This is a genomic window from Fimbriimonadaceae bacterium (genome assembly GCA_019638775.1).
Taxonomy (GTDB): domain Bacteria; phylum Armatimonadota; class Fimbriimonadia; order Fimbriimonadales; family Fimbriimonadaceae; genus JAHBTD01.
Window position 1 is genome coordinate 1,252,345 of sequence record JAHBTD010000001.1, and the last position, 24,351, is coordinate 1,276,695.

Annotated in this window: 30 protein-coding genes; 14 read left to right on the forward strand and 16 right to left on the reverse strand. The window is 55.9% G+C overall.

Annotated elements, in window-relative coordinates:
* Positions 1-63: 63 nt before the first annotated feature.
* The 4 genes from KF784_05835 to KF784_05850 form a co-directional block, all read right to left on the reverse strand.
* Positions 64-768: a PEP-CTERM sorting domain-containing protein gene (locus KF784_05835; protein ID MBX3118564.1), complete on the reverse strand. Its 705-nt coding sequence runs from the start codon at positions 766-768 to the stop codon at positions 64-66.
* Positions 769-853: 85 nt separating this feature from the next.
* Positions 854-2,083 (reverse strand): hypothetical protein, encoded by a 1,230-nt coding sequence (locus KF784_05840; GenBank protein MBX3118565.1) that lies wholly within the window; start codon positions 2,081-2,083, stop codon positions 854-856.
* A 359-nt stretch (positions 2,084-2,442) separates the two neighbouring features.
* The gene (locus KF784_05845) at positions 2,443-3,081 is read right to left on the reverse strand and encodes a helix-turn-helix transcriptional regulator (protein ID MBX3118566.1); all 639 of its coding nucleotides are present in this window, start codon (positions 3,079-3,081) and stop codon (positions 2,443-2,445) included.
* Between the two features lie 10 nt (positions 3,082-3,091).
* Positions 3,092-3,658 carry a PEP-CTERM sorting domain-containing protein gene (locus KF784_05850; GenBank protein MBX3118567.1) on the reverse strand — a complete coding sequence of 189 codons (567 nt, stop codon included), beginning with the start codon at positions 3,656-3,658 and terminating at the stop codon, positions 3,092-3,094.
* Positions 3,659-4,055: 397 nt separating this feature from the next.
* Between KF784_05850 and KF784_05855 the strand changes: the two genes are divergently transcribed.
* Genes KF784_05855 through KF784_05865 form a run of 3 tightly spaced genes read left to right on the forward strand, consistent with a single transcriptional unit; the run spans position 4,056 to position 6,217 of the window.
* On the forward strand, positions 4,056-4,439 hold the full coding sequence (locus tag KF784_05855; protein MBX3118568.1) for a hypothetical protein: 384 nt from the start codon (positions 4,056-4,058) through the stop codon (positions 4,437-4,439).
* 52 nt (positions 4,440-4,491) lie between these two features.
* On the forward strand, positions 4,492-4,827 hold the full coding sequence (locus KF784_05860) for a hypothetical protein (GenBank protein MBX3118569.1): 336 nt from the start codon (positions 4,492-4,494) through the stop codon (positions 4,825-4,827).
* Between the two features lie 25 nt (positions 4,828-4,852).
* Positions 4,853-6,217 carry a C1 family peptidase gene (locus KF784_05865; protein ID MBX3118570.1) on the forward strand — a complete coding sequence of 455 codons (1,365 nt, stop codon included), beginning with the start codon at positions 4,853-4,855 and terminating at the stop codon, positions 6,215-6,217.
* Positions 6,218-6,373: 156 nt separating this feature from the next.
* Here KF784_05865 and KF784_05870 read toward each other — a convergent pair whose 3' ends face one another.
* Both KF784_05870 and KF784_05875 read right to left on the reverse strand, forming a co-directional pair.
* On the reverse strand, positions 6,374-7,135 hold the full coding sequence (locus tag KF784_05870; protein ID MBX3118571.1) for a hypothetical protein: 762 nt from the start codon (positions 7,133-7,135) through the stop codon (positions 6,374-6,376).
* A gap of 111 nt (positions 7,136-7,246) precedes the next feature.
* Complete coding sequence (locus tag KF784_05875) at positions 7,247-7,843, reverse strand: hypothetical protein (protein ID MBX3118572.1); 597 nt, start codon at positions 7,841-7,843, stop codon at positions 7,247-7,249.
* 123 nt (positions 7,844-7,966) lie between these two features.
* Here KF784_05875 and KF784_05880 point away from each other — a divergent pair, with 123 nt between their 5' ends.
* From KF784_05880 to KF784_05895, 4 genes are all read left to right on the forward strand, one after another.
* Complete coding sequence (locus KF784_05880) at positions 7,967-8,314, forward strand: hypothetical protein (GenBank protein ID MBX3118573.1); 348 nt, start codon at positions 7,967-7,969, stop codon at positions 8,312-8,314.
* A 103-nt stretch (positions 8,315-8,417) separates the two neighbouring features.
* On the forward strand, positions 8,418-9,089 hold the full coding sequence (locus KF784_05885; GenBank protein MBX3118574.1) for a prepilin-type N-terminal cleavage/methylation domain-containing protein: 672 nt from the start codon (positions 8,418-8,420) through the stop codon (positions 9,087-9,089).
* Positions 9,090-9,135: 46 nt separating this feature from the next.
* Positions 9,136-9,648, forward strand: a complete 513-nt coding sequence (locus KF784_05890) for a sigma-70 family RNA polymerase sigma factor (protein MBX3118575.1) — start codon at positions 9,136-9,138, stop codon at positions 9,646-9,648.
* Positions 9,649-9,704: 56 nt separating this feature from the next.
* A complete protein-coding gene (locus KF784_05895) occupies positions 9,705-10,547 on the forward strand; it encodes a sulfite exporter TauE/SafE family protein (GenBank protein ID MBX3118576.1) in 843 nt (280 codons plus the stop codon).
* Here the strand turns inward: KF784_05895 and KF784_05900 are convergent.
* The 4 genes from KF784_05900 to KF784_05915 all read right to left on the reverse strand — a co-directional run bounded on the left by KF784_05900 (position 10,519) and on the right by KF784_05915 (position 13,640).
* On the reverse strand, positions 10,519-11,325 hold the full coding sequence (locus tag KF784_05900; GenBank protein MBX3118577.1) for a menaquinone biosynthesis protein: 807 nt from the start codon (positions 11,323-11,325) through the stop codon (positions 10,519-10,521). The genes KF784_05895 and KF784_05900 overlap by 29 nt on opposite strands.
* A gap of 457 nt (positions 11,326-11,782) precedes the next feature.
* Positions 11,783-12,517, reverse strand: a complete 735-nt coding sequence (locus KF784_05905; protein MBX3118578.1) for a class I SAM-dependent methyltransferase — start codon at positions 12,515-12,517, stop codon at positions 11,783-11,785.
* Positions 12,507-13,247: a glycosyltransferase family 2 protein gene (locus KF784_05910; GenBank protein ID MBX3118579.1), complete on the reverse strand. Its 741-nt coding sequence runs from the start codon at positions 13,245-13,247 to the stop codon at positions 12,507-12,509. Before KF784_05910 ends, KF784_05905 begins: the two co-directional genes overlap by 11 nt.
* A 27-nt stretch (positions 13,248-13,274) precedes the next feature.
* Positions 13,275-13,640, reverse strand: a complete 366-nt coding sequence (locus tag KF784_05915) for a hypothetical protein (protein ID MBX3118580.1) — start codon at positions 13,638-13,640, stop codon at positions 13,275-13,277.
* Between the two features lie 82 nt (positions 13,641-13,722).
* Between KF784_05915 and KF784_05920 the strand changes: the two genes are divergently transcribed.
* From KF784_05920 to KF784_05945, 6 genes are all read left to right on the forward strand, one after another.
* Positions 13,723-14,811 (forward strand): glycosyltransferase family 4 protein, encoded by a 1,089-nt coding sequence (locus tag KF784_05920; GenBank protein MBX3118581.1) that lies wholly within the window; start codon positions 13,723-13,725, stop codon positions 14,809-14,811.
* Positions 14,801-15,022 (forward strand): hypothetical protein, encoded by a 222-nt coding sequence (locus tag KF784_05925; protein ID MBX3118582.1) that lies wholly within the window; start codon positions 14,801-14,803, stop codon positions 15,020-15,022. Before KF784_05920 ends, KF784_05925 begins: the two co-directional genes overlap by 11 nt.
* Entirely contained in the window at positions 15,015-15,470 is a 456-nt protein-coding gene (gene aroQ / locus KF784_05930; protein MBX3118583.1) for a type II 3-dehydroquinate dehydratase, read from the forward strand. Before KF784_05925 ends, aroQ begins: the two co-directional genes overlap by 8 nt.
* Complete coding sequence (locus tag KF784_05935) at positions 15,470-16,552, forward strand: aminopeptidase P family protein (protein ID MBX3118584.1); 1,083 nt, start codon at positions 15,470-15,472, stop codon at positions 16,550-16,552. Before aroQ ends, KF784_05935 begins: the two co-directional genes overlap by 1 nt.
* Complete coding sequence (locus KF784_05940) at positions 16,549-17,379, forward strand: hypothetical protein (protein ID MBX3118585.1); 831 nt, start codon at positions 16,549-16,551, stop codon at positions 17,377-17,379. The genes KF784_05935 and KF784_05940 overlap by 4 nt, the downstream gene beginning before the upstream one ends.
* 202 nt (positions 17,380-17,581) lie before the next feature.
* The gene (locus KF784_05945) at positions 17,582-18,913 is read left to right on the forward strand and encodes a glycosyltransferase family 39 protein (protein MBX3118586.1); all 1,332 of its coding nucleotides are present in this window, start codon (positions 17,582-17,584) and stop codon (positions 18,911-18,913) included.
* 179 nt (positions 18,914-19,092) lie between these two features.
* On the opposite strand, the gene KF784_05950 is transcribed toward KF784_05945, so the two are convergent.
* The 5 genes from KF784_05950 to KF784_05970 form a co-directional block, all read right to left on the reverse strand.
* The gene (locus KF784_05950; GenBank protein ID MBX3118587.1) at positions 19,093-20,577 is read right to left on the reverse strand and encodes an HlyC/CorC family transporter; all 1,485 of its coding nucleotides are present in this window, start codon (positions 20,575-20,577) and stop codon (positions 19,093-19,095) included.
* Between the two features lie 78 nt (positions 20,578-20,655).
* Entirely contained in the window at positions 20,656-21,375 is a 720-nt protein-coding gene (locus tag KF784_05955) for a diacylglycerol kinase (GenBank protein MBX3118588.1), read from the reverse strand.
* A complete protein-coding gene (gene ybeY / locus KF784_05960) occupies positions 21,372-21,875 on the reverse strand; it encodes an rRNA maturation RNase YbeY (protein MBX3118589.1) in 504 nt (167 codons plus the stop codon). Before ybeY ends, KF784_05955 begins: the two co-directional genes overlap by 4 nt.
* Positions 21,876-22,044: 169 nt before the next feature.
* The gene (rpsU, locus tag KF784_05965; protein MBX3118590.1) at positions 22,045-22,242 is read right to left on the reverse strand and encodes a 30S ribosomal protein S21; all 198 of its coding nucleotides are present in this window, start codon (positions 22,240-22,242) and stop codon (positions 22,045-22,047) included.
* Positions 22,243-22,307: 65 nt separating this feature from the next.
* Positions 22,308-22,592 carry a DUF3303 family protein gene (locus tag KF784_05970; GenBank protein MBX3118591.1) on the reverse strand — a complete coding sequence of 95 codons (285 nt, stop codon included), beginning with the start codon at positions 22,590-22,592 and terminating at the stop codon, positions 22,308-22,310.
* A gap of 120 nt (positions 22,593-22,712) precedes the next feature.
* Between KF784_05970 and KF784_05975 the strand changes: the two genes are divergently transcribed.
* Positions 22,713-23,318, forward strand: coding sequence for a polyisoprenoid-binding protein (locus tag KF784_05975; GenBank protein ID MBX3118592.1), 606 nt, complete (start codon positions 22,713-22,715; stop codon positions 23,316-23,318).
* A 51-nt stretch (positions 23,319-23,369) separates the two neighbouring features.
* On the opposite strand, the gene KF784_05980 is transcribed toward KF784_05975, so the two are convergent.
* A complete protein-coding gene (locus KF784_05980; protein ID MBX3118593.1) occupies positions 23,370-24,251 on the reverse strand; it encodes a tyrosine recombinase XerC in 882 nt (293 codons plus the stop codon).
* Positions 24,252-24,351: the final 100 nt, after the last annotated feature.

Consider the following 24,351-nt stretch of genomic DNA (forward strand, 5'->3'; position numbering starts at 1 on the left):
AACCTCCCCACCCTAGCCCTCCCCTCCATTTCCGGAAAAATGGAAGGGGAGGGAAAACGATGATCAGGCCTTTTTAGCGCGGCGCTTTCGGATCAGGGCGAGGGCGCCGATTCCGAGGACGGCCATGCTGGCGGGCTCGGGAACGGGGCTATTGACCGTCACGTTGTCGATCATGCCGCGTGGGGCGGTGTACTCGCCGTTCCAGGTGGCGTACAACTGGAGCGTATCGAAGGACGCGCCGCTGACCGACATCGTCGTCCAGGTTGCGTTATCGCGTCCACCGAGGTCCGAGATCGTGAACGAATCGCTGCTCACAACATTGCCGCCGAGTAGCGCATCCAGGTGATAAACCATCCCTCCCCAAGGACCGTTTTCGTAGAATGCGATGTCCAGACTTGCCGAATCGGCAGGAAAGGCCACGTCGATGAAGACGGAAGCCAGCGCGCCGATGGACAGGTTGCCACCCGGAACGAACGCGCTACCGAACGTCAGCACGTTGTTTGGGCTGCCGTATCCGGGAAAGTCGTTAAAGAAGAGCGTTGCATCTTCGATAATCAACTGATCGCCGAGGTCGCCCGGACCAAATGTGTTGCCATCGGGAAAGCCACCAGAGACGTTGTTGACGTCGCGGTAGGTGATTCCATCGGATGACCATGTGGTGCCGAGGAAGCCCTCTGACAGGCTCTCGAAGTTATGTGTGACTGCTTGGGAACTGCTCGCGGCTACGGTTAGCGCGACGACTCCCATAAGGGATAGTGTTTTCTTCATGTATCTCTCCATCTAAGATTCCGAGGCTTGCTTTTCGCTTCTTGGGGAGATTCGCCTCGGGAGAAATCTTCCGTTTTGGTTTTGCTTAAGACTGGGGTGGTGGGGGCAGTTCATGCCTGACCATCACCGACGCGGGCATCGGCGGGTATCGCATCCGCACGCGGTAGATATCGAATTCGTTGGGGTCCATTCCAATCTGGGCGAAGGCGTCGCAGAGGGCATCGGCGTAACTGGGGACGTCGGCGGTACGCACTCGTGAAAGCCCGCTTCCTAGGTGCTGCAGCTCTTCGGAGACGTCAAGCCGATCGCGCTCATCGCGGGTAGTGGACGAGATGAGCTCGCCATAGACTCGCAGTTCGCGTTTGGCATTGGGGAACAACGACTTGTGGACGATGTGGTCACTCACCAGGAGTTCGCAAGGGGTGCGGACGCCGGTTCCGAAGTGAGCAAACTCGCCGTCTGTTCGACCGTGGGCCGGGCCGATGTTGTGCAGGATCTCGCCGGTGAAAACGGTGTTTGCGCCTGTGAGTCCGACGAGGCCGGGGAGCAGCTCGTCGCAGATCATGTGTCCATCGCTGCGGCGCTCGACTGGGGGAAGGGGCTTGGTGCAGTATTTGGGCATGAAGGGGACGGTAATGTTCGCGAACTCCGATTCTTTGGCAAGGGGTTCTCTGAGGGGAACGTCATCGCTGCCGTCGCTTTGCTGAACGACCAGAGTCGAGATGGGCCAGCGCACGCCGACGCGCGTTCGAACCAAGCTGATGAGCCCGTGCATACGGACAACGCTGAACCAGTTGGGCCGATCTGAAGGGTAAAAGATAGCGCTGGCGAGGACGCACTTCGCGCGTGCTCCAAAGACGAAGCTATTCCCCGTAAAGGCTTGCTTGCGCCATCGCACCTCGGCGTCGTCGCTGTCTAGCTCGGCCTGGGCGTCGACCAGCATCTCGAACATTTCGCGGTCTTCGGCATGGAGGTCGATCACGCCGCGGACTTTGGCGATGGCGTCTTCCAGGTCCTTGACCAGCTCTTGGGGTACTCCCTGCTTGATAGCCGACTCTCCCCAGAGGCGGATGCCGTGTTCGTTGGGAAGGAATCGAAAGCTCGTGAGGGGATCGGAGAACGCGACGTTCCAGAGTTGCCAACCAAGTTTGGCGTGGACACCGAACTGGTCAGAGACATCTTTTGCCCTTGCTCCTCCACCGCAAACGGCTTCGATGATGGCGGCGCAACGGTCCCGCACTTCGGCGAGGGTGGCCTTGATTTCGCCGGGAAAGTCGGGCGAATCGTATCGAGATTCGATGGTCGGATCGGGCATGTAGGGTCACATTACCGAACCTTTTTTAGTTTTTGCAATAATTTCTGAAATTATTGCTGGATTGGTATGGGAACTGGCAATGTTACTTGTGGGCAAGAAGATAGGAGCGGTGAGCTTGGCTATGTATGAACTCCCGTTCTCTTTCTCGCAAAGGCGCAAAGCCTGTTGAAACGGTTGTAGTGCAGACTTCCCTGCATGCGCTGTAGTTGCGCGGCATCAACGGAGTGATGCCCTCCTGAATTGTATGAAGACATGCGTGCTTTTGTGAGGCAGGGCTGTTTTTTGATTCGCACACTCCCTCATGCCTGTCTCCCAAGGCTGTTCGAGAGATGTGGCGTAGGGAACAAGAAAGTGTTCCGTTACTTCTTTTTCTGCCCGTCTTCCTCTTCCGTGTCGTCCGGCCCCAGTTCTTGTTTCCACTTTCGTGTTTGGTCGATGGTTGGGCGCATAACGACAGCAATGTTGACGCGGACTCCTTCGGGGTTGAGCGGGAGAGCGGCGATCTCTTGCACGATCTGATTGATGCGGTCTTTGTAGTGATCAGCCTGCTCGGGCGTGAGGAGAGCGACGGTTCGCCAGTAGTGCTCGAAATCCCATACGTCGGGCTTATTGGGGGCGAGTTCGTAGAGGAGTTCGGTCTGCCGAGTTAGTTCGCGCATGGTTGCGGCGAATGACTTGACGCGGTAGCTGAGATATTCGGGACCGGCTGTTTGCACGCTATCGACGCAGGTGACACCGGCGCGCACGTACAGAGTCTCCATTCGGGCGTAGCGCTTGCGCTCCTCGACGGCGAGGATCAGGTTCAAATCCAGCAGGGTAGCGATATGATAATGCACGGCTGGCGCGCGCTTACCCAGGCTTGCAGCGATCTCGCGTACGGAGCGGGGTGTTCGGGCCGAAAACGCCCAAAAGATTTCGTTCGTCCCCGGGGAGGCCAGAGCCTTGACTTGGTCGAGGCTGAAGACCATGCGGTCGGCCTGCCCAGGGAAATATGCCATTGCTTCTATTCTATTGAGCGCGGCGGCGGCGAATCAAGAGCAAGAGTCCACTGCCGAGGATCGCCATGCTGGCAGGTTCGGGCACGGGGGCTGCTGTCACATTGATATCGTCGAGACCGGCAACGGAGTTGCCATCGTATAGCATGAACTTTAACTGCGAGCCGTTTGTTGTGGCGAGCGCATTGATGCTGAATTCGGTCCAGCTCTCTAACTCTGCGCCGATCGGTGTGGATTCGAGGATAGTGTTTCCTTCCCAGACAACCTGGAGGCTGTCGTTCTCAATTCCGCCGTTGTAGACCCAGAAGTTGATCGTGTAGGTTTCCCCTTGCGTCGTATTGAGGGTTTGCCAGATGGAATCGTATTGAGCCTGATTGGCCCAGAACATTGCGCCGAACGTGCCGCTGCGGGCTAATCCATTGATCACGGCAAAATTCGATCCTGCGGCGGCGGCTTGTGTGCTCCAGCCGGAGAAGTCGCCGGTTTCAAAGCCGCTATTGTTGACGAGATTGGCTTGAGCGGGGAGCGCCGTCACGCTCGCAAGCAAAGCCATACCAAACCATTTATGTAGTCGATTCATTGAAGTCGAGTCTCCTTTTCGATAGTCATCATATTCAGATATCTGAATGAAACTGATTATGATGCATGGCGAAAGCTTTGTCAATACATGTTCAGTATTTTTGCAAAAACTGATCATAGAGCCTGTCGATTCACCCGTGTCATAGGCGGCAACGCTTAGCCTGAACGTGGTAAGCGTCTCGCCCGTGGCAGCAAGCGGAGAGGTAGCGCCCTGGCCATCCGCTAGCTGCCACGGAGGCAACGCCTCCCACACGTCCCACCCCCCCGCAAACGTCATCCTCCCCCTCAACGGGGGAGGATCGAGGAGGGGGTGGCACCCGGCTTCGATGCAAGCTTCGGAAATGCCCCAAGCGAACCTTGCAATGCCCAATCACTGTCCTCTCTGTGAGGGCAATCGCATGAAGAAGCTGCTCGCCTCGCGCAAACTATGGTTCGGGATCGCTAAGGTTTCCGGCTTGCTTATCGTCGCAACGCTGCTCATCTTTCGCGGCGACTATCGCATCCTGACCGGGCTTGATATCTTCCTCAAAAAGCAGCCCGGGGTGACCGTCTATTTGGACTATTTTGCAGATGGGGATCAAGCGGGCGTCGTCGATACCGTTTGGACGGCAAAGACAAGCCGATTTCTCTATGCCGGGTGTATCGGTGACGGACCGATCCGCGAAAGCTGCATCGGTCCTACGATCATCCGACTCAAGAGCGGTCGGTTGATTGTTGCCGGAGGGGCTCAGGTTGAAATCGTCGAAGGCAAGAAGGAGCAGGTTCTGACGGCGTTGCCGTGATATGGTCTTTGTAGTGCAACGCAAACACGGGCGAGCTGTATCAATGATAGAGATGGAGTTGTTCGTTGTTGCCTCGATAGTCGTGCCATGCTTAGTTCTTTGGATCGCAGAGCGTCGCGGTGTTTCAGCTGAGCCAGGCCTTATCTTAGTTTTTGGCATTATCATCTCAACCTTAACGGTGGCTTGTGTAGCCGTGCATCATCACGTATGGAAAGAGATTTCGCAGGATACTGGGATTGTCTCAACGTTCTTGCTGATTCTGCCCGTGGCTATGACGCGCTTCAGTCGAGCGCGGCTGGCTTCTGGAGTAAGGATTACTTATGCTCTGAAGCCAGAAGTACAGGATTCGGACAACGGTGACGAACGCATCCCGCAAAAGCCACGATAGATTAACTTCGGGGTAAAACGCCCCTATGGCAGCCACCGCCCCCTCCCCAACCGCCACCGGCCAAATCACCCTTCCCCAGATCGCCGACTTCCAAAAGGCCTTCGAAGCCGACCCCCGCAACCGCGCCGCCATGAACGCGGTCTGCACCACCACGGTCCCCAAGGTCGCGCTGAACCGCCGCAAGGTCACCCAGAACAACATGACCTTCAGCGTGCATCTGCCCGAGAACAAGATCACCAGCCAGAACGGGAGCGGGCGGTGCTGGATGTTTGCCGCGCTGAACACCCTGCGTGTGGTCGCCATCAAGAACATGAACTTGGGCGACGACTTCGAGCTCTCCCAAAACCACACCATGTTCTGGGACAAGTTTGAAAAGGCCAACTACTTTCTGGAGGCGGTGCTGGACACCCTGGACGAACCCACCGACGGACGCCTGATTGCCCACCTTTTCGCCGCTCCCATCCAAGATGGAGGCCAGTGGCACATGTTCATCAACTTGGTGAAGAAGCACGGCCTGGTGCCCAAAAGCGTGATGCCCGAGACCGAAAGCAGCTCCAGCACGGGGCAGATGAACTCTCAGATCACTCTGCGGCTAAAGGAGTACGGCTGCCGACTCCGCGAAGCCCACCGCGCCGGAAAGTCGATGGACGAGCTGAGAGCCATGAAGCCCGCCATGCTTGAGCAGGTCTACAAGATGCTCTGCATCCATCTGGGCGAGCCGCCCACTCAGTTCGAGTGGCAGTGGCGCGACAAGGACAAGGCGTTCCACCGCGACGGCATCCTCACCCCGCAAGAGTTCTATCGAAAGCACATCGACGTCGACCTGAGCGATATGATCTGCCTCATCCACTGCCCCCAGTCGAGCAAGCAGTTCGACGAGGTCTACACCATCAAGTATCTGGGCAACGTGGTGGGCGGAGAGGATATCAAGTACCTGAACGTCGATCTCGACGTGATGAAGGCAGCCGCCATTAAGCAGATGCAGAACGGTGAGCCGGTCTGGTTCGGTTGCGACGTGGGCAAGTACCTTGACCGCGAAGGCGGCTGGATGGACGTGGAGCAGTTCGACTATGACCTAGTCTACGGTTCGCACTCTACGCTGAATAAGGCCGAGCGGCTGGACTACGGCGAGTCGCTCATGACCCATGCGATGGTCTTTACCGGGGTCGATCTGGACGATGACGGCAGCCCCCGAAAGTGGCGCGTCGAAAACTCTTGGGGCGAAAAAGGCGGCGACAAAGGCTTTTACGCCATGACCGACAAATGGTTCGACGAGTTCAACTATGAGGTTGTGGTACACCAGAAGTACCTGCCCGAAGAGTACGTGAAGATGCTTGATCGGCCTGCGGTGGAACTGGAACCCTGGGATCCGATGGGGTCGTTGGCGTAGGGAGCTATAGTTAATCTATTTATTCCTCTCCTTTGGGTGGAGAGAGGGTGAACCGTACAATTGAACTTTAAACAGAGTGTAATGATTAAATAAGGTACACGAATCCCAATGCAGTAAATACTAATCTATTAGAAACAAACGTAATACCTTGTATCATTACCTGATCATGGGGCTTTCTGGTAGCTTTTTCCGTGAAGTCATCAAGTATTCACAGTGAGGAGCGATTACGTGATTATCACGAGATCTTCCAACTCTAATATCATCAGAATTGACGCTAATTATATGAGAGTTGTCACTTATAGAAAACAGCTTTTCAATGAAGTTTTTTATGTTAGTCTTGTCAGCAATAGGGCTCCATACTTCAAAAAGTCGCACTTGTTGGTAGTTAGCTCCTGGCGGAATCATTGGGCCCTCAAAAATTGTTCTTACGTGTTTGAATCTGATGTTGGTCGGGACCTGAATCGAAACTTCTGCCTCTTTCAATTCTTCTTTTAGTTCACGCCTTATGCAGTCATTGCCTTGCTCTCTGTCATTGTTCAGCGTATACCAGTGCAGAAGGCTACTACAGTGCTTTCGAGGAAGAAACCCACGCAGGTCATTATGAGCATCGCCAGCTGGTGCGAGCATATGAGGCCGGAATTCTACACTGTTTAGAAACGAACTTGCGCTATCAAAGTATTTGATGACTCCACCAAAGGGAGCAAAAGTTTCAGGCCTGTGAAGATTACGGACTATTAAAAAGTGATTGTCTATTTCTAATGACAATATTGCAGAAAAGGCTACTCTTGCCTCCTCTGATGACTTCCATATTTTAAATGTGGTTAGCTTGCTACGAGTTCGAAGTGCGCCGATTGTGCGATCTGCGCCCTTCTGAATGATATGCTCAAACAAAGCATCTAATATTTTCGAAAGAGCCATGCTCCCCTCTTAAGGCTCCATTATATCCGACAATAAAGTCTCAGGTAGCGAAAATATAATCGTCACGCTCGTTTAGTTGAGAATCCCGAGAATCAAACACACCCATTCCCGTTACCCCCTACACCAAAGGCCGGGGACAAACTTAAGCTCATTCTCAGCCATCTGCCAAGTCCGACGCACCGGCTTTCCGATATCCCGCACTCCCGCAGGCCATTCCCTGCGATCGACGTACTGCGAGAACGTGCGCTCCTCCACAATGCCCTTGTCGAGCCGACTCACGTCCCCGTTCAGGACGTCGAGCAGTTCGGTCGGGCGCATGGTCTGCGGGTTGAACCACCACACCGTCGTGTGGTCGTGCTGCCCGCGACTCCACTTTGTCGCCAGCATCCAAGTAGGAAAGAACTTATGGAACCTGCCTTGCTTGTCTTCAAAGTCCTCATGGCTCTTGTAAGCATGAACCGAAACAGCAATGATACGCGGATCTCCTTCAATCCGCGTCGACGTAATCAGTTCCTTTCCCCCAACCCCGTCAAGCTCGATGAGATCGATCATCGTCTTCTTGGAGCCTCCTGACCGAGTGCCGTACCAGCTGACATGGGCCACATAGTTCGGCGGGCCTGGATCGACTCGGAACATCTTTGAATAGTGCGTGTGCCAACTGTCGGCTGGAGGAACTGCCAGAATAGCAAGTACAAGAAAGGCGGTCACCTATCTATTGTAGTGCAGGCATAGACCGAGCGCTGCCTCAGAGTTTTGTATTTCATCCCAAACTAGCCGTGCTCCGTTAGGCGTCTTTATATTGAAGATGCAGATGTCCAGGGGATCTCACCCATGAGTAAGAAAGACATCATTGTAGCTATAGTTCTTGTAGCTATCTTTGGCGTGGTCTGCTATGTCGGCCTGATATGGATATTCGACACCTCGCACGAAGAACAGCTTGCAAGGAGCTTGATCGGCAAGCCCTGGTCGGAGGTCGAGCCAGCAATGGGCAAGCCAAGGTGGAAGTACGACGCGAAGACGTTTAACGAGGTTGAGCGGGCGAATATTCTTCACTCTTTTTCTCCCAAAGATATCCCCACTGCCAACGGCGAAGTGATGCTGTTCAACCCTCCCGTGACGCTGATCATCCTTTACGAGAAGGATGGGAAGGTTGAGAAGGTCTACGTTGGACGGACTTAAATGCTTGGTATAGGACTTTACAGGCCGCTGAAACCCAAGCCTGCTATGCGATCGTCGCTGTAGTGGCTGAAAGAGAGTGAGCCTAATGAAAGGAGCTGGATCCATGAGGCGAAAGCCAAGTGCATTTTCCTTGGTCGAACTTCTCATTGCCATCGCGATCGTCGCCGTTATCGCCGCCATCCTCTTGGTCGTGTTTATGCGCGTGAAGGAGAGCGGAAAGCGAACCCAGTGCCTGTCTAACCTGCACCAGCTGGGATTGTCCATTTCCATGTATCAGACCGACTGGGACGGGCAAAACCCCAAGGATCAACTGCTTACAAGAACGCCCCGCAAGCAGTATGTATACGAAGCCCTGAAACCATACTTCAAGACCCGGGATATCTTGCACTGCCCAGATCAGCTCAAAGTCAAGGGTTTTGACCTTGGCTATGTCTATCGGAGCGGTCCACGCCAACTCGGCGACGAGTACAAAACTCGCCTTGGACTCGACCCCATGTCCGTCGTGTTCTATTGCCAAGATCACCTCCAGCGAAGCCTAAAGGAAGGCCGTGTGGAGTACGTCGATTTTGAAAAGGATGCCAACGGAAAGTACATCGGTATCTACCAGGTGGTGCGGAATGACACCTCGACAAAGGCATTCGACGCCAAGCTGGTGGAGGAATGGGTTACCGATGGCAAAGACTGGTGGCTATGGTCGCAGGTTCCGGCGGGCGTGAACTACGGCTCGGTGATCGACCGATTTCCTGGCGAGCCTTGGCCCCCAGAGTTTGAGTGATAGGCGGTTTATGCCGAGGTCTGCGAATAGCGTATAAACTGATTGAGTGGACTTTGAACGTCTGGCATCGCGGCATAAGGACGCTGTTTACCGACAGCTTTTTCGCATGTGTGGGAATCACGAGGATGCGGAAGATGTGCTGGTGGAGTCGCTGGCGAGGGCTTACCGGTTTCAGGACCAGTTGCAGGATGAACGGGCCTTTCAGGGGTGGCTGGCGCAGATCGGCAGGCGGACATGCGGCCGGTTGAAAAAGCGGGAATCTTTGCGTCCGTTCTTTAGCATGGCGCTGCTTGAAGAGGAGGGGTTTCAGCCGGTTTCCGATGTTGCCACGCCGGAGGAGGTTGCGATGGAGGGCGAGATGAGGGACTGCATTCATCGGGCCTTGGACGGCCTTCCCGACCTCTATCGCGAGGCGTACCAATTGCGGGATATTGAGGAGTTGACGGCAGAGGAGGCGTCTCGTCGGTTAGGGATCACAATTGCGGCGCTGAAGTCGCGACTGCACCGGGCGAGGGCGATGGTGCGCGAGCGCATCGATTGTGAGTTGGAGGTCGGATAGGTTTTTGGGTGTTTGACCCATCCGAAGAATCCATCGGGTGATGTTGCCCTTCTGTCATGGTAGAGCTGACGGCGACCATGATTATTCTTGGCTATATTGCTTCTCTTTTGATCGGCCTAAGTCTTGGCCTGATGGGGGCTGGTGGGTCCATTCTGACTGTGCCGGTGCTGGTCTATCTCTTTGGGCTTTCGCCCACTCAGGCGACGGGTGATTCTCTGTTTATCGTTGGGTTGACGGCGGCGCTCGGATCGATCATGTACTTTCGGACTGGCGAGATCGATTTTCGTGTGGCGTTAGTTTTTGGCGGGCCGTCGCTGGTGAGTGTTTACTTGACCCGCGCTCTTGTTGTTCCGGCGCTTCCTGTACAGATGGGCTCTATTTCGAGGGACTCCTTCTTGATGGGTTTCTTTGCGCTGCTCATGTTGGGGTCGGCCTATGCTTTTTTACGGCCTCGAGGTTTTGCGGAGCGTTCGGAGCCGACGAATATGAATCCGATCGCGATGGGCTTGCGAGGTATGGCAGTTGGGCTGATCACAGGGCTTGTTGGGGCGGGGGGCGGCTTTCTAATCATCCCGGCATTGGTCTTGATGGCGGGCCTGCCGATGAAGCGAGCGGTGGGGACAAGCTTGCTGATTATCGCGGTGAACTCGGCGGTCGGGTTGGCTGGGCAAGCTACCGCGGGCCAGTCGCTGGACTGGTCGGTTCTTCTGCCGGTAGCGGCGATTGCCTTTGTGGGGATGTGGATTGGCTCAACGGTTGCAAAGCGGGTGGATGGGCGAGCGCTGCGGCCTGTTTTTGGTGTAATGGTGCTGTTGTTGGGGGTGTTTACGTTGGGCAAGGAGATTTTCTTTGCGAGCCCTCCGTTGCCAGCTAAGACCGTGCGGACCACTCCGCAGTGATGACTTCGGGCAACTGCGAAGCTTTAAGAATTTTGTGCTTCATGAGGAGTTGGCGGAAGGCTTCGAGGCCGGAAAGATGGTCGTCGCCGAGTTCAAAGTCCATCACGTTTGTGAGGTAGTGCTCTGCGATCTCGAGTGGGAAACTGGTTTCTTCGGCGGCTTCGGGGACGATCTCCGACATGCGCACAAGCCCCTCTTGCATAGCGGCAAAAAGGTGCCCGCTGAGGGCGCCAGTCATTCCTCCGCGCCCCAGCCACACCGCCCAAACGAACGGCAGGCCGGTGAGGGCGCGCCACTCTGCACCGAGGTCGATGATGTGGTATTCGCCGGTGGGCTGGCGCATGCCGTTGTCGCCGATGAGAAGACCCGCGTCGTGCTTTTTCAGCATTTCGGGGAGGCTGGGGGGCATCGGCTCGACTTCTGGGTGGACGTCGTAATTCTCGGCGAGCACGATCTGGGCGAGGGCATTGCTGGTCATGGAGCTTTGGTCGAGAGCAAGGCTTTTGATCTCTTGGGGCTCGACTTTGCTAAAGATGCGAACCGACATGACGTCTGCATAGCTGCTGATGGAAACGCCGTCGGTGATGCGGGCTCCTGGCATGCGCAGAGCTTCGATGGAAGAAACGAGGATGGCGGATGCGGTGCCGTCGTCGAGCATCTTGGGGAGCTTTGAGGGGACGTCAAAGAGGACTTTGACGGGTGAGCTTTCGCCTGCGTGTTTGAACGCCCAAACCAGGGGTTTGGCGTTGAGATAAGGCACACATCCGACGGTGTACATGGTTTCAGTTTGACATGGTGGAGAGTCTGCTCACAGCAGATTGACCCCCATCCCTCAGTTCGCTGCGCTCACCCTGACACGTCGGGGCAGGCACATCCCTTCCCTAAATGCAGGGGGAAGGGATTCATTCAAATACTTGTAAGTGCGTCATGCCGAATTCAAGTCAACAGCCCCTCCCCCTGCGAAGCGAGGGGGAGGGGATAAAGGGGTGGGGGTTCTGAAGTTTCCTAACTGTGCAAACTTGTGCATTGTAACCGGCAGGGATGGGCGAACTCGACCCCCATCCCCAGTTCGCTGCGCTCACTGATCCCTTCCCCCTCGCTCCGTAGGGGGAAGGGAGTTTCGGTGCCGTTCCAAGGTTGCTTACCCCTCTTCCCATTCTCGCTTTGCTCATACAGGGACGGGGCTGGGCGAGTTTCACCCATGTGTTGTAGGCTAGAGACAGATACGCCAAGGCTTATTTGTCTTTGCGGGCAACGGCGATCAGGCTGGACCCCCAGGGCAGTCGGACTCGCTCTATCAGCCATCCTTCAAAGCGTTGAAGGCCAATAAGCAGGCTGTTGAACCATTTCGGGACGGTGATGAGGGATGCCTTGGCCTCGCCCTTTCTGCGCTTCTCGAAGATACGCAGGACCACCACCACCGGAAACAGAAAGAACACCGAATAGCTGATCCTCATCTGCTTGAATCCGCCAGCCTCAAGCGCGGTACGGAGGTCACGCCTGCGGTATCGCCGGAAGTGCATGAGGGCAATGTCGTGCGGCCCCCAAAGGCTCATAAATGCGGGCACACTCATTACGAGAACACCACCCGGTTTGAGCACTCGATAGGCTTCTTTATAAGCGGCGATGTGGTCATCGATGTGCTCAAAGATGTCTAGCGCGATGATGGCATCGAAGGAGTTGGACTGGAGGGGGAGCCACTCGCCGCGAGCCTGGGCGAGGGGAGTCAGCCCGCGCCTTCGGCAGAACTGCAGGGCGAGGTTGCTCATATCAAGGCCCACCGGCTCGGTCCACTGCGTCAGTTCGCCCATGATTACGCCTGTGCCGCAGCCGAGATCGAGCACTTTGGGCTTGATCGAGGGGTTGGGGAAGGCGCGCCGGAGAAGTCCGAAGGCTAGATTGCGCCGTCCGACGAACCACCAATAGTGGTCCTCCAACTCGTACATGCGACCGTATTCTTCAGGATTCACGCTCTCGTAACCGCCCCTTCTTGCCCTTAAGGCGGAGTTTTACCAAATCTCGGAGCATTCGCATGCCGTCACGTAGCGGATTGACCTTCGACCCGTCTTGGTGTCGCCACCGGATCGGGATCTCAGCGATGGTGTATCCGAGTTCACGGGCGATCAAAAGCGCCTCGAAGTCGTAGCTGAATCCGTCGAATTTACATCGCTTGAAAACGTCAACGGCGGCGGGCTTTTTGAACACCTTAAAGCCGCACTGAGTGTCTTCGATTCCTCGCACCGCGAGAAGCTGAACGGCTCGATTGAACAGCCGCCCGAGCTGTTCGCGATGCCAGGGTTGCCGAATCTCCAGGTTGCTCTCTTTGAGCGGGCGGCTGCCAATGGCGATATCTTTGCCTTCGTTGATGGCGGGAAGGAGCTTCTCAATCTCTTCGATTGGTGTGGCGAGGTCGGCGTCGTTGATCAGCAGAAGCTCGCCGTCGACTTCGAGCATGCCATGACGGACGGCGTGCCCTTTGCCCTTATTGGGCTTGTAGGCGAGGAGATGGAAGTTGGGATGCGTCGACGCGAAGGCTTGGACGATCTCTTCGGTCTTGTCCTTGCTTCCATCGCTGACAACGGTGACGCTCCACGAGTAGTCCTGTTCAAGGAAGTACTCATGGAGGCGTTCGAGCGTTCGATGAATCCGCTCTTCTTCGTCATACGCCGGTATCACCACGGCCAGGTAAGGCGTGCTCAAGGGTTGCTAGTGTACCGTTTGGCCCGGCTACTTCTTCTTGCTTTCGGGCTGATACCACTGCGACGAGACGTTGGTGTCGTTCGGCTTGGGCTTTGAGCCAACAACTTCGTCGACGAAGATGGAGGGTCGGTGAGGCTTGCGTGGGCGTGTTCGATCGACCGAAGCAGGGTCCATGCTTGTCTCAACGGACTCACTGGATTTCTTTGTCGCCATTTGCATCTGCTCTTTGGAGGTGGCCTCACGAGGCGCACCAGTGAGCTTCATCTCGGCCATCTGCTCTTCCATGGCGAGCTGCTCTTGGGTGGTTTTGCCCTGCCAAGTGATGGCAAAGATGATGCCGAGTAAAACGACGATGACGGATGCTAGGATAACGGGAGGCTTTTGTTTTTTCATCGAATTGGGTCCAAGCGAAACAGTTTTGCGAAACGGCGTGTCTCAATAGTAGCAGGATTCGCGCCAGAACTCAGGATCACTTATGAACTCATCCCTTTTCGCTATCGACGCTCGGCTGATCGGTGGCGATATGACCGGCGACTCGACTTATTGGAACGGGTTGCTGCATGGGTTTTCCCAGCTTGAGGACGACGTTCGCTTTCTACTTATCTCTAACAACGAACGGCCCGCAGGAATTCCCGACGACCCAAGATTCGAGTGGCTGACCGTGAACTCCCGTCGAACTCGGTGGTGGAGTTTGTTCCGTTTCCCGCTCAAAGCGCGGCGACTTGGGGCGAACGTGATCCACACACAGTACAACGTGAGCCCGCTCGCAGGGACCCATGCGGTGACAACGGTTCACGACGTGTCGTTTTTGATCTGTCCGGAGTGGTTTCAGCCTCGCGATAGGCTCATCTTGCAGCGTTTTGTGCCACCTTCGATGCGTCGAAGCTCGCGTGTGATCACGGTTTCGGAGACATCGAAGCGGGAGATCTCCCAGTATTACCCGGATGTGAAAGAGCAGATTCGGGTGACGCCGCTTGCCGCCGGCCCGGCGATTGAATCGTTTGATAAAGATATGGCGCAGCGCACCGTGCATGACGATCTCGGCATTGAGAGTCCGTACATCTTGACGGTAGGGACGCGATGGCCGAGGAAGAATACGAATCTCGCTGTTCAGGCTGTATCGATGCTCCCCACGAGCATTCCGCACAAGTTGGTAGTGACAGGAAAGTCGGGATGGGGTGACGAGGAGACTTCGGATCGGGTGATCAGCACGGGCTATGTTTCGGATGCCCACCTTTCGGCGCTGTATTCGGGGGCTGATCTCTATCTCGCACCAAGTCTGCATGAGGGTTTTGGGATTCCCCTGTTGGAGAGCTTTAAGTGTGGGTGTCCTGTGATCTGCGGCAATGGGGGCGCTCTGCCGGAAACGGCGGGGAATGCGGCTAAGGTGATGTCTTCTTATGAACCTGGCGCTTGGGCTCAAGCGATAGAGGATATCTTGCACGATTCCGGTAAGCTACTCGTGATGCGGCAGCTCGGTTTGAGCCGGGTAAAGGCGTTTTCTTGGCGTGAGACCGCCGAGAAAACGCTTGCCGTTTATCACGAAGTGACGCATGAACCCTAACGCGCCCGAACAGGCGGTCCTCAACCCCGATTTTGTGGCTATTTTGGCCTGCCCGCTCGAAGAAGGCAGACCCCCTTTGGTGCTGGAGAGTGGAATGTTGGTTTGCAAGAGCTGCAACAAAGGCTTTCCTATCCTCGACGGCATCCCACAACTTCTGCCCGAGTGTGCCATCGACCTGAGCGCGACAACCCCGGAAGAAACGCATGGCTGAAAAAGAACTGCGCGTATTGATTTTGCACGGTCCGAACTTGAATCTGACCGGCTTTCGTGAACCCGATGTTTATGGCAAAAAGCCGCTGGAGGAGATCGATGCCGATATCCAGATAGCAGCCAAGGACCTGACGATAGAAGTGCGTATTTTGCAATCGAACTCGGAGGGCACCCTGATCGACACGATTCAGGAGCATCGCAAGTGGGCGGATGGGATCATCATCAACCCCGGCGGGCTTACGCATTATTCCATCGCTTTGCGTGATGCGCTTGTCTCGGTTCGGCTCCCGATCGTGGAAGTTCACCTTTCAAACGTTCATGCGCGTGAGGAGTTCCGGCGGCATTCGGTGATTGCTCCGATCACGGTTGGGCAGATCGTTGGCTTTGGCGGATATGGGTATGTGCTGGCGCTGCAGGCGCTAAGAAACCTTGAGAGAGAGTCTGTTTAATGAAGAACCTTGAGCGCTTGCGAAGCGCGATGGCCGAGCACCAGATTGAGGCTTTGCTGATCGCGGATGCGGATGGATACACCTGGGCAACTGGATTTACCGGCAGCGCAGGTTGGGTGATTTTGACTGCGGATACGGGCATTTTTCTAACGGACAGCCGCTATACGTTGCAGGCTCAAGAAGAGGTGCAGGGCCTGCCCGTAGACTCGTTTGCCACTCCGGTAACGGCGATTGAGTTTATCGGCGCTCATTTGAGTAAGTTGGGCGTTCGGAGGTTGGGCATTGACGCGGCAAAGGTAAGCCACCGGACGTTTTTGGACTGGTCGAAGGCGTGGGAGGGGGTACAGCTTGAACTGGCCCCCGATTTAGTCTCGAAGCTGCGGATGGTGAAGTCGAGCGATGAGATCGAAAAAGTTCGGCAGGCTTGCAAGCTTGCCGATGCGTGCCTTGAGCATATCAAGCGATTGGTCCAGCCGGGTGTTTCGGAGTGGGACATCGGCATGGAGATCGAGTTCTTCTTCCGTCGGCAAGGGGCAACGTCGTCATTTGATCCGGTTGTAGTGAGCGGTCTGCGCAGCGCCCGACCGCACGGTCGCGCTTCGGAGAAGAAGCTTGAATCCGGTGACTTCTTGACGCTTGATTTGGGGGCGCGATTGAATGGATATTGCAGCGACATCACGCGAACATTTGTGGTCGACGAGGCGAGCCCACGGCATCGCGAAATCTATAACCAGGTCTTGAAGGCGCAGGTTGCGAGCATTGAAGCGATCAAGCCGGGGGTTCGCTGTGTCGATATCGATAAGATGTCACGTGAAATCTTGGATGAAATAGGTCTGGCGAAGTACTTTGGACACGGGTTGGGGCACGGGCTTGGTCGGCTCGTTCACGATTCGGGAAGGCTGGGGACGAGCTCGACGGACATCGTGGAAGAGGGCCAGATCTGGACAGTGGAGCCTGGCGTTTACATTGAGGGATTTGGCGGGGTTCGCATCGAAGACGATGTTGTCGTTAAGAAGGATGGTGTGGAGGTGCTGACTCACTTCCCGAAAGAGTTGACCGTGTTGCCCGAAGGAACGCCATGAGCCGCCGGCTCGAAATTGACCGCTTTCGACTGACTTCGCGTGGACCGACGCTCTCGGTGACGCTTCTTTCGGGGCAGTCGCTCGGGGTGTTTGGTCCAGCGGCGAGCGGGAAATCGTGGGCGCTTCGTGTGTTTGCGGGGATCGACAAGAGCCCGGAAGGAACGGCAACACAGCGCGGAACCGTGGCGACGATGGGGCTCTCGGCAAAGGACCGGCGCAGCAGTCCACAGGTCGTTGCCAAGCGCATTTCGGGGCGAGAGGGCGCCCTAAGGGCGGGAGAGGCCATTGATGCACTGCGGCTATGGGATCATCGGCAGTTGACAATTTCGGAGCTTTCGCCGACGCAGCAAGCAGGGTGCGATTTGCTGCCGGTTCTTGCTTCTCACGCAAACCTTTTGGTTGTCGACAGCACGATTGAGATGCTTGATCCGTGGGTGAGGGAGCGCGTGTGGAAGCTGCTTGAGCTTCGGCTAACGGAAGGGGCGGCGCTCGTGCATGCCTCAAACGATCCTGCGTTGATTCCCAAGATGAACTCCTTGCTGGTGCTTCGCGACAAGGAGATCGTGTTTGCGGGGCGGTATCAAGACCTTTTGCGAAACGGTGTTGAAACGGAGCTTTTGGTGGAGACGCAAGATCAGCCAGGTGTTCGTGCGCTCGTGGCGCCTTTTGAGGTGAGTATTTCCGAGACGCCAAAGGGATTGTTGGTGCGTGGACGTGAGGGGCAGGCGATTGCGGCGAAGCTGCTGGTTGAGGGGTATGGGGACGTGAAAAGCGTGCTTGTGAAGAGTCCGAGTCCCGAGGACTTGTTGAAGGGTCTGTTGGGGTAGCTGGTAGCTGGTAGCTGGTAGCTGGTAGCTGAAAGCGGGGAGCTGGGAGCTGGGAGTACGGTCATTATCCGGCAACAACAGAGCGTTGCTCTCCCGAGTTAGCCTCATTCCAAGGTTCCTACCCCACCCCCTTCCCCCTCCCCATTCTCGCTACGCTCGAACAAGGAGGGGGTTTTTAGGGAAAAAGGGGCAGAATAGCCGTATGTCTCGCGGGGAACGTGTTTGCCTGAACCTGATTGTGCTGTGGGCGTTTGGCTTTAGCCTTGTCTTTGCCTTGACTAATCCGATTTTTGAGGCCCCTGACGAGCCCGCTCACCTGGATTATGTGAACTACGTTTCTCAGCACTGGACTATGCCGTACCAGTTGAGCGACGGTCCGAGGATCGGGCAAGGGCATCATCACCCGCTTTACTATTTCCTCACGGCTCCATTTCTTGCGGCTGTCGAGAGCGGACAGCCGATTGATTATCAGATCGTGCCCCACCGACTGTCGGAGGATCGCGATGACGTGCCCCGGTTTAGCCAGCGATTTACGTACCTGATGCAAAGCTCGGACAAGACAGCATTCTATCTGCTGCGGGTGCTGAACGCCATTTTTGTCGCGCTAGCCGCGCTTTATGCGGCCTTGGCAGCGAGGCTTGTGATTGGGAAGCCGTACGCGCTTTTTGCAGGGCTCTTCGTTGCTTCACTCCCTCAGTTTCAGTTCATAGGGGGGTCGATCTCGAACGACGCGCTAACGGCTTGCCTTGGCTGCGTGTCGCTTTATGCGCTGTTGCGGGCGGGACTCTTCGAACAGAACTTGAAGGGCTGGGCATGGGCTGGATTCTGGGTTGGGATGGCAGTGCTTGCAAAGAAATCAAACTTGGTGATCGTCCCGGCGGCGTTGCTTTGGGTAATGCTTGCGCCTGTGCAGGATGCGGCTTCAGTGCGCTCTCTGCGATTGAGGTTTGCGGGAGTGTTTGCAGGTGTGCTCTTGCTCACGTGCGGCTGGCTATTTGTACGCAACATCGTCACGTACAACGACGTTCTGGGAACGCGGATGGAAGCAAGGACGATGCCGGAGCTTGTGCAGCCCAAAACCCTTGCCGACCCCTATTTTAGGGGGTACTTCGAGCGGATTACGGCGCGGACGTTCTTTGGCCACTTTGGGTGGATGAACGTAACGGTTTCTTTGGCCTACATCATCCCCCTTGCGTTATTGCTGTTTGGTGGCCTATTAGCTTCGTGGAAGGGATTGAAAGAGTTGGGACAAAAGAGCGTGTGGTGGTTTGCGACGGCTTGGGTGGTGCTGACGATTGGCGGGCTGTTCTACTACAATCTGACGTTTACCCAGCCGCAGGGGCGACTTCTCTTCCCCGCTCTTGCGCCCTTGAGTCTGCTGTTTGGGGCGGGGATGGCAAAGATTTTGGAGCGAATCGGGAGTCGGAATGCGCAGATCGCGATTTGGGCCGTGGCGATCTTGCTGCTTGTGATTAATGTGTTGTGCCTGTTGGTAAACGTGCGGTTTTATGGGAGGCCGGGGATTGAGAGCTGAGGGTGAGTAGGGGCCACCTCTGCCGTGAGTGGGCTGAGTTGCAAACGCTCGGTCGGCCAACTATAAACTGGGTTCACCCACAGAAATAGTCCGTGGTTGTAATCACCCTCACCCCTCTCCCATCAAGGGAGGGGGAATCACTTCGACCTTGTGCAGGGGAGCCTGCTTCGTCGTCTTCACTATCCTTCGATAGCCATCTCTTCGTGATCCGGCTCGCACGGCTCCACCTTTAGCTGGACGATACGTCGACCGTCGGTTTCGGCGATTGCAAAGCGCATTCCGTTGGCAACGATGCTTTCGTCTTGCTTGGGCTGACGCCCAAAGAGGCCAAACACGTAGCCTCCGATCGTGTCGAACTCTTCAGTTTCCAGCTCCACACTGATGGCGTGGGACACGTCGTCGATATTTGCTTTGCCAGCGACAAGCCAGCCTCCTTCGTACTCCTGAACGTCAGGGACATCAACGTCGTATTCGTCAACAATGTCTCCGACAAGCTCTTCGACGATGTCCTCAATCGTGACGATTCCGGCAGTTCCGCCAAACTCGTCTTGTACGATAGCGAGTTGGCTTCGAGCCAGGCGCATCTCTTTGAGGAGTTCGTACAGCTTCTTGTTTTCGGGGACGAAAAGCGCGGGCCGTGTCAGGGTCCGGAGGGTCGGATTCCCACCGTTGGTCATGGAGAGGAAGAGGTCCTTGGCGTGGATGATTCCAACGATCTGGTCGTCGCTCTCCTCATAAAGGGGGATGCGCGAGTGACCAGTGTCGTGGATCATCTTGACGACCTCGGACGGGTCACTGGTGACGGGCATGGCATCCAGATCGACGCGGGGCGTCATGATCTCTCGGGCAACGGTGTCTGTAAATTCGAAGACAGAGTGGAGCAATTCGCGCTCGTCGGAGTTGATCTCACCGGTCTCTTGAGCGGACTCCACGATGGTCTTGATCTCCTCTTCAGCGGCGTTCGGCACGTTAAAGCTGGCCTTTCCGCCAAAGCGTTTTGTGATGAGCTGGGCCGCGCCGGTCATAAACGCGGCGGGTAGCGCAAAGAACGCGGCGGGCAGCTTGATGAACCGGTATAGCAACGGCAGCACAAGCATCGGGCGCGTCTCAGCGAAACTCTTGGGGATGAGTTCGGCGATGATGACGTGCACGAGCCCGACGGGCAGCATGATAAGTGCAGCGCTCCACAGGAGATTCGGATAGTTCTCGGCCCAGCCAAAGCGATTTTGCATGAGCGAGAGCACTCCAGGGGCAAGGATGAGTGCGGCAAAAACAATGACCAGCCGGACGACCTGATTGCCGAGAGAGCAGCGGGCAAGATAGGCTTCCTGGTCCTCGATGAGGTCTTGCAGGCGGGCAGCTTTTTGCTCGCTAACATCCTTCATCAATCGGATGTGGACGGGGCGTAAAACGTCGAGCGCAGATTCCGCTGCGACGAAGAGCGCGTTCACGATCATGAGCACGACAAGAAGCCCAATCGTGGGTCCTGCCACTCCCTCCATGCCGACGAGCATCGTGGCCTGTTGGCCTTCCGCCCTGGCTCCGCATCCGCCCACTGCCCACAGGACAGCGAGTCCGATGACTGGCGCAATGGCCAGCCCTTTGTCGAATCGGCCTTGGCGGCTTCGCCTTGGCCGGCTTCGTTCCCTAGGTTTATCGTTCATGGGTTGTAAAGTTTTTTCCTCCGCAGTTGCGGAGAAGAACAACCGTCTTCACAGGGTTCTTTTGCCGATTCCCTCCTATCATTTCGGCACCAAACCAAAGAAGATTAGCCCTACGACCACCCCAACGGTGGCTCCGAGCGTGAGTTCGAACACTGAATGGATCTTCGCTTCGTACCTGCTTTGAGCAATAATCGCCGCCAAAACGATGGCGAGACCGGACGCGACAAAGCTGTCCGTACTGAACATGATCGCGATAGCGAAGAAGAAACCGAATGCGGCATGACCGCTGACCATCCCACCCTTTAAGACCTGGCCTTTTTGTCCAAGACCCTTGCCGACAACCACGATCATGAATACGACGACGCTGCCAAGAATGATCCTAAGTGGAGCAGGCAGGCCGAGCGAATCGGCGGAAAGGTTGATCTTGATGGATTCCCAGCGGTTCTCGCCGAGAAGAATGAGCGAGCCGATAACGAGAGCAATGATGGTGGTGATCATCACCGCACCTGCCGCGATATCTTTTGCAAACCTGGCGAGCGGGTGGTAGCTGGGCTGGACAAGGTCAACGGTGGCTTCGATGGCGCTGTTGAACATCTCAGCGACGAGGACGAGGCTGATGGTGAACAGCAGAACCATCATTTCGCGGAGTCGGAAACCGAAGAACGCACCCATGATGATCACCGCAATGACCATGTAAACGTGAAAGCGCATGTGCCGCTGGGTGCGGAATGTGTAGACGAGACCGCGTAGGGCCACCTGGAACGGACCAAAAAGGTCGCGGCGCTGAGTTTTGCTCATCGCGACCCCCCGGCTACGGTTGGCTCTTGGTGGAGCACTGAGGTCCATTCTTCCTCGGGCGGGAGTCCGGCGAGGAGCCCGATGCGGTGCATTTCACGCATCATCGCTTGTCGATCACGCTCGTTCTCGTCGTCGAAGCCCACCAGGTGTAGCGCCCCATGTATTCCAAGATACGCGATTTCGACGGCGAGCGATACCCCTCGGAGAGAAGCTTGCTGTTCGGCGTATTCGCGGGAGATGGCAATATCGCCAAGCAATCCGCTTTCTCCTGGGGTCTCAGTGGGGGGAAAAGTGAGAACGTCGGTGGGTTCGTCCACTTGGCGGTAAGTCTTGTTAAGAGCTTGGATGTGGGCGTTGTCGCAGATAAGGATGCTGAGCTCGCCCGCCGGGGCCTTGTGGGCTCTGAGGGCCTCTTGGACGCCGTGGCGCAACGGCTTGAGGATGGCCCGCTTGCCGGAGCTATTGGTAATCTGGATTCGGTAACGACTGGGGGGTTCCATAGTGGAAGCTGATGCGCCTACATCTGGTACGAATCAGTGAGGGCAAAAATAGCGTGTGCGAACACACGAACATCTCGGACGGGTCGATTCCCTGTCCGAGATGTCATCAAATCGCTACCGAGAGAGTTTTGTATCTGCATTGGACTTACGTCCAATTGTAACAAAGATTTTAGCTGCGTGAGGCTCTTCGGCGTCGCTGTCGACGTCGTCGCTCACTGGGCTTCTCGTAGTGCGCGTGCTCTTTGAGTTCGCGCAGTAGACCGCTCTGCTGAAGCTTCTGGTTAAAGCGCTTCAAAGCTGAGTCGATCGATTCGTTGTTGTTAACCGAAACGTAGATCAAATCTTTGTTGTCCTCCGACGAAGGCATATTATGGCAGATTTTTGCTGGATTCTCAAGTCGGGGGACTTTGGGTAGGAATGAGTAGCGGGTAGCTATGAGTGAGTTGCTGGGGGTTGGGGTGCTTTGTTCCAGAACTCCTGGGATGTAACGACGCGCACTATTTCAAAATCGACCAGATCATCCCAGCGGGCGGTCCACTGCCTTAGAAGCTCAATCGAAGGGGCTTGCATCACTTGAAAGCAGCGCATTTCCACCGGATCTATCCAGCTTGAAACGTATTCGACGCCTTCAGGGAACATCCGCCCTTGCCTTTGGAAGCGCTCGCCAACAGGTTCACTTTGACCGTTTTTGAACCGTTCGATCACCATGAAAAGCATGCCTAAATCTTACGCTTTTCGGACCCCTCTCTTGTGGATGTTTTAACACTAAAGCAAAACAGTTCTTTTCTTGGAAATAGAGTCGCCTCTTGCAACGTAAGTCACAAGTGAGGTGGAGATATGCGAAAGGTACTTTTGTTATTGCCTTTGCTTGCGCTGTGGGGCTTTCATTCGGTTGTTTCGGAAGCCAATTACAGCGGAGACAAGGTTCATTCGTCAATCAGCTTTGGCGTGGGCTATGCCGGTGGTCTGACTACCGTGAAGGGGATGTTTACCGACTTTACGGTGAAGATGTATTACGACGACGCTGACATCACAAAGTCGACGGTGACCGCAGAGATTCAGGTGAAGAGTGTGAACTCAGGCAATGCTGGTCGGGACAAGCACCTGCAAGGTGAGGATTTTTTTGAGACGGACAAGTTTCCGACGATCACGTTTGTGAGCAAGAAGGTTGAGAAAAAGGGTGAAGCGTACGTGCTTACCGGGGACTTCACGATGCACGGCGTGACGAAGGAGATCTCCTTTCCTTTCACGATCACTGGGAAAGGTCTGGACACGCGAACGCGGGGGACGATGGTCGGGTTTGCCGCCAAGCCGAAGATCAAGCGCAGCGAGTTTGGGATGAGCTATGGGATAGCGCCGACAGCGATGTCAGATGAGGTTGAGGTTGAACTGCACCTATTGATGAAGCCGGATCAGGCAGTGGGGACGTTTGTGGCTCAGTAGCTGGCTAGCTCGGGGTGAGTAGCTGTGAGTGAGGATGTGAGACGCTATGGGTTACTTGGCCTTTGGGTGGGCTTTTTCAACCGCTTCGCGAAGTCTTTCGATGCTCACGTGGGTATAGATTTGGGTTGTTTCCAGGCTCTCGTGACCTAGCAGTTGCTGCACCGTTTTAAGGTCGGCGCCGCCGTCCAAAAGGTGGGTCGCGAAGCTGTGCCTGAGCTTATGAGGGGAGACCTCCGGTGGTAATCCAATTTGCTTTGCCCACCGCCTGACGACGTTGTAAACCGTGCGCGTGATGATACGACCGCCCAAACGGTTGGTGAATAGAGCTTGGCCCTTCTTCGGCTCGACTCTTTCCCCCTGGATGTACCGTTCGAGGGCTTCAAGGCAGGGTTTGCCGAACAGCGCGACGCGGTCTTTGTTGCCCTTTCCACGAACCCGAACCGAGCCCTCCTTGAAGTCGATGTCTGGCAGGTTCATCCCGACGACTTCGCTGACACGCAGGCCAGCCCCGTACATGATTTCGAGAAGGGCACGGTCGCGGAGGGGGCTCTTCCCCACGTCATCCTGTTCCAAGAGGTCTTCGGTTTGGGCTTGGGAGAGCGCCTTTGGGAGCCGCTTTCGGCGGATCGGGGCTTCGAGCATTTCGGTGGGGTCTTCAGCGAGGTAGCCCATCTGCTTGCAGAATTTGACGAAGGTTCGGAGCGCGGAAAGCTTGCGTGCGCGGGTGGTGGGGTTGGGAGCTTTGTGGCGGAGGAAGGTCTGGATACGGAGGGGGGTGAGGGCGCTAAGCCCGACCTCCTGGCTATCCCCGGCAAGAAACTCAGCCAATTGGGAGAGGTCGGCACCGTAGCTCTTCACCGTGTTTGGCGAACGCTTGGCGCGCTGACTGTCGAGGAACTCCTGGATGGCGGCGTCGAGGTTCGGGGATTTCACTCTCTTATGCTGCCTCCAGACGCGCCGTCTGGGGGCTATGCCAACTACGGCGAAGTCGAATTAGCCTCCAGATTACGAATCTGGAGGCAAGCGCTAAGCC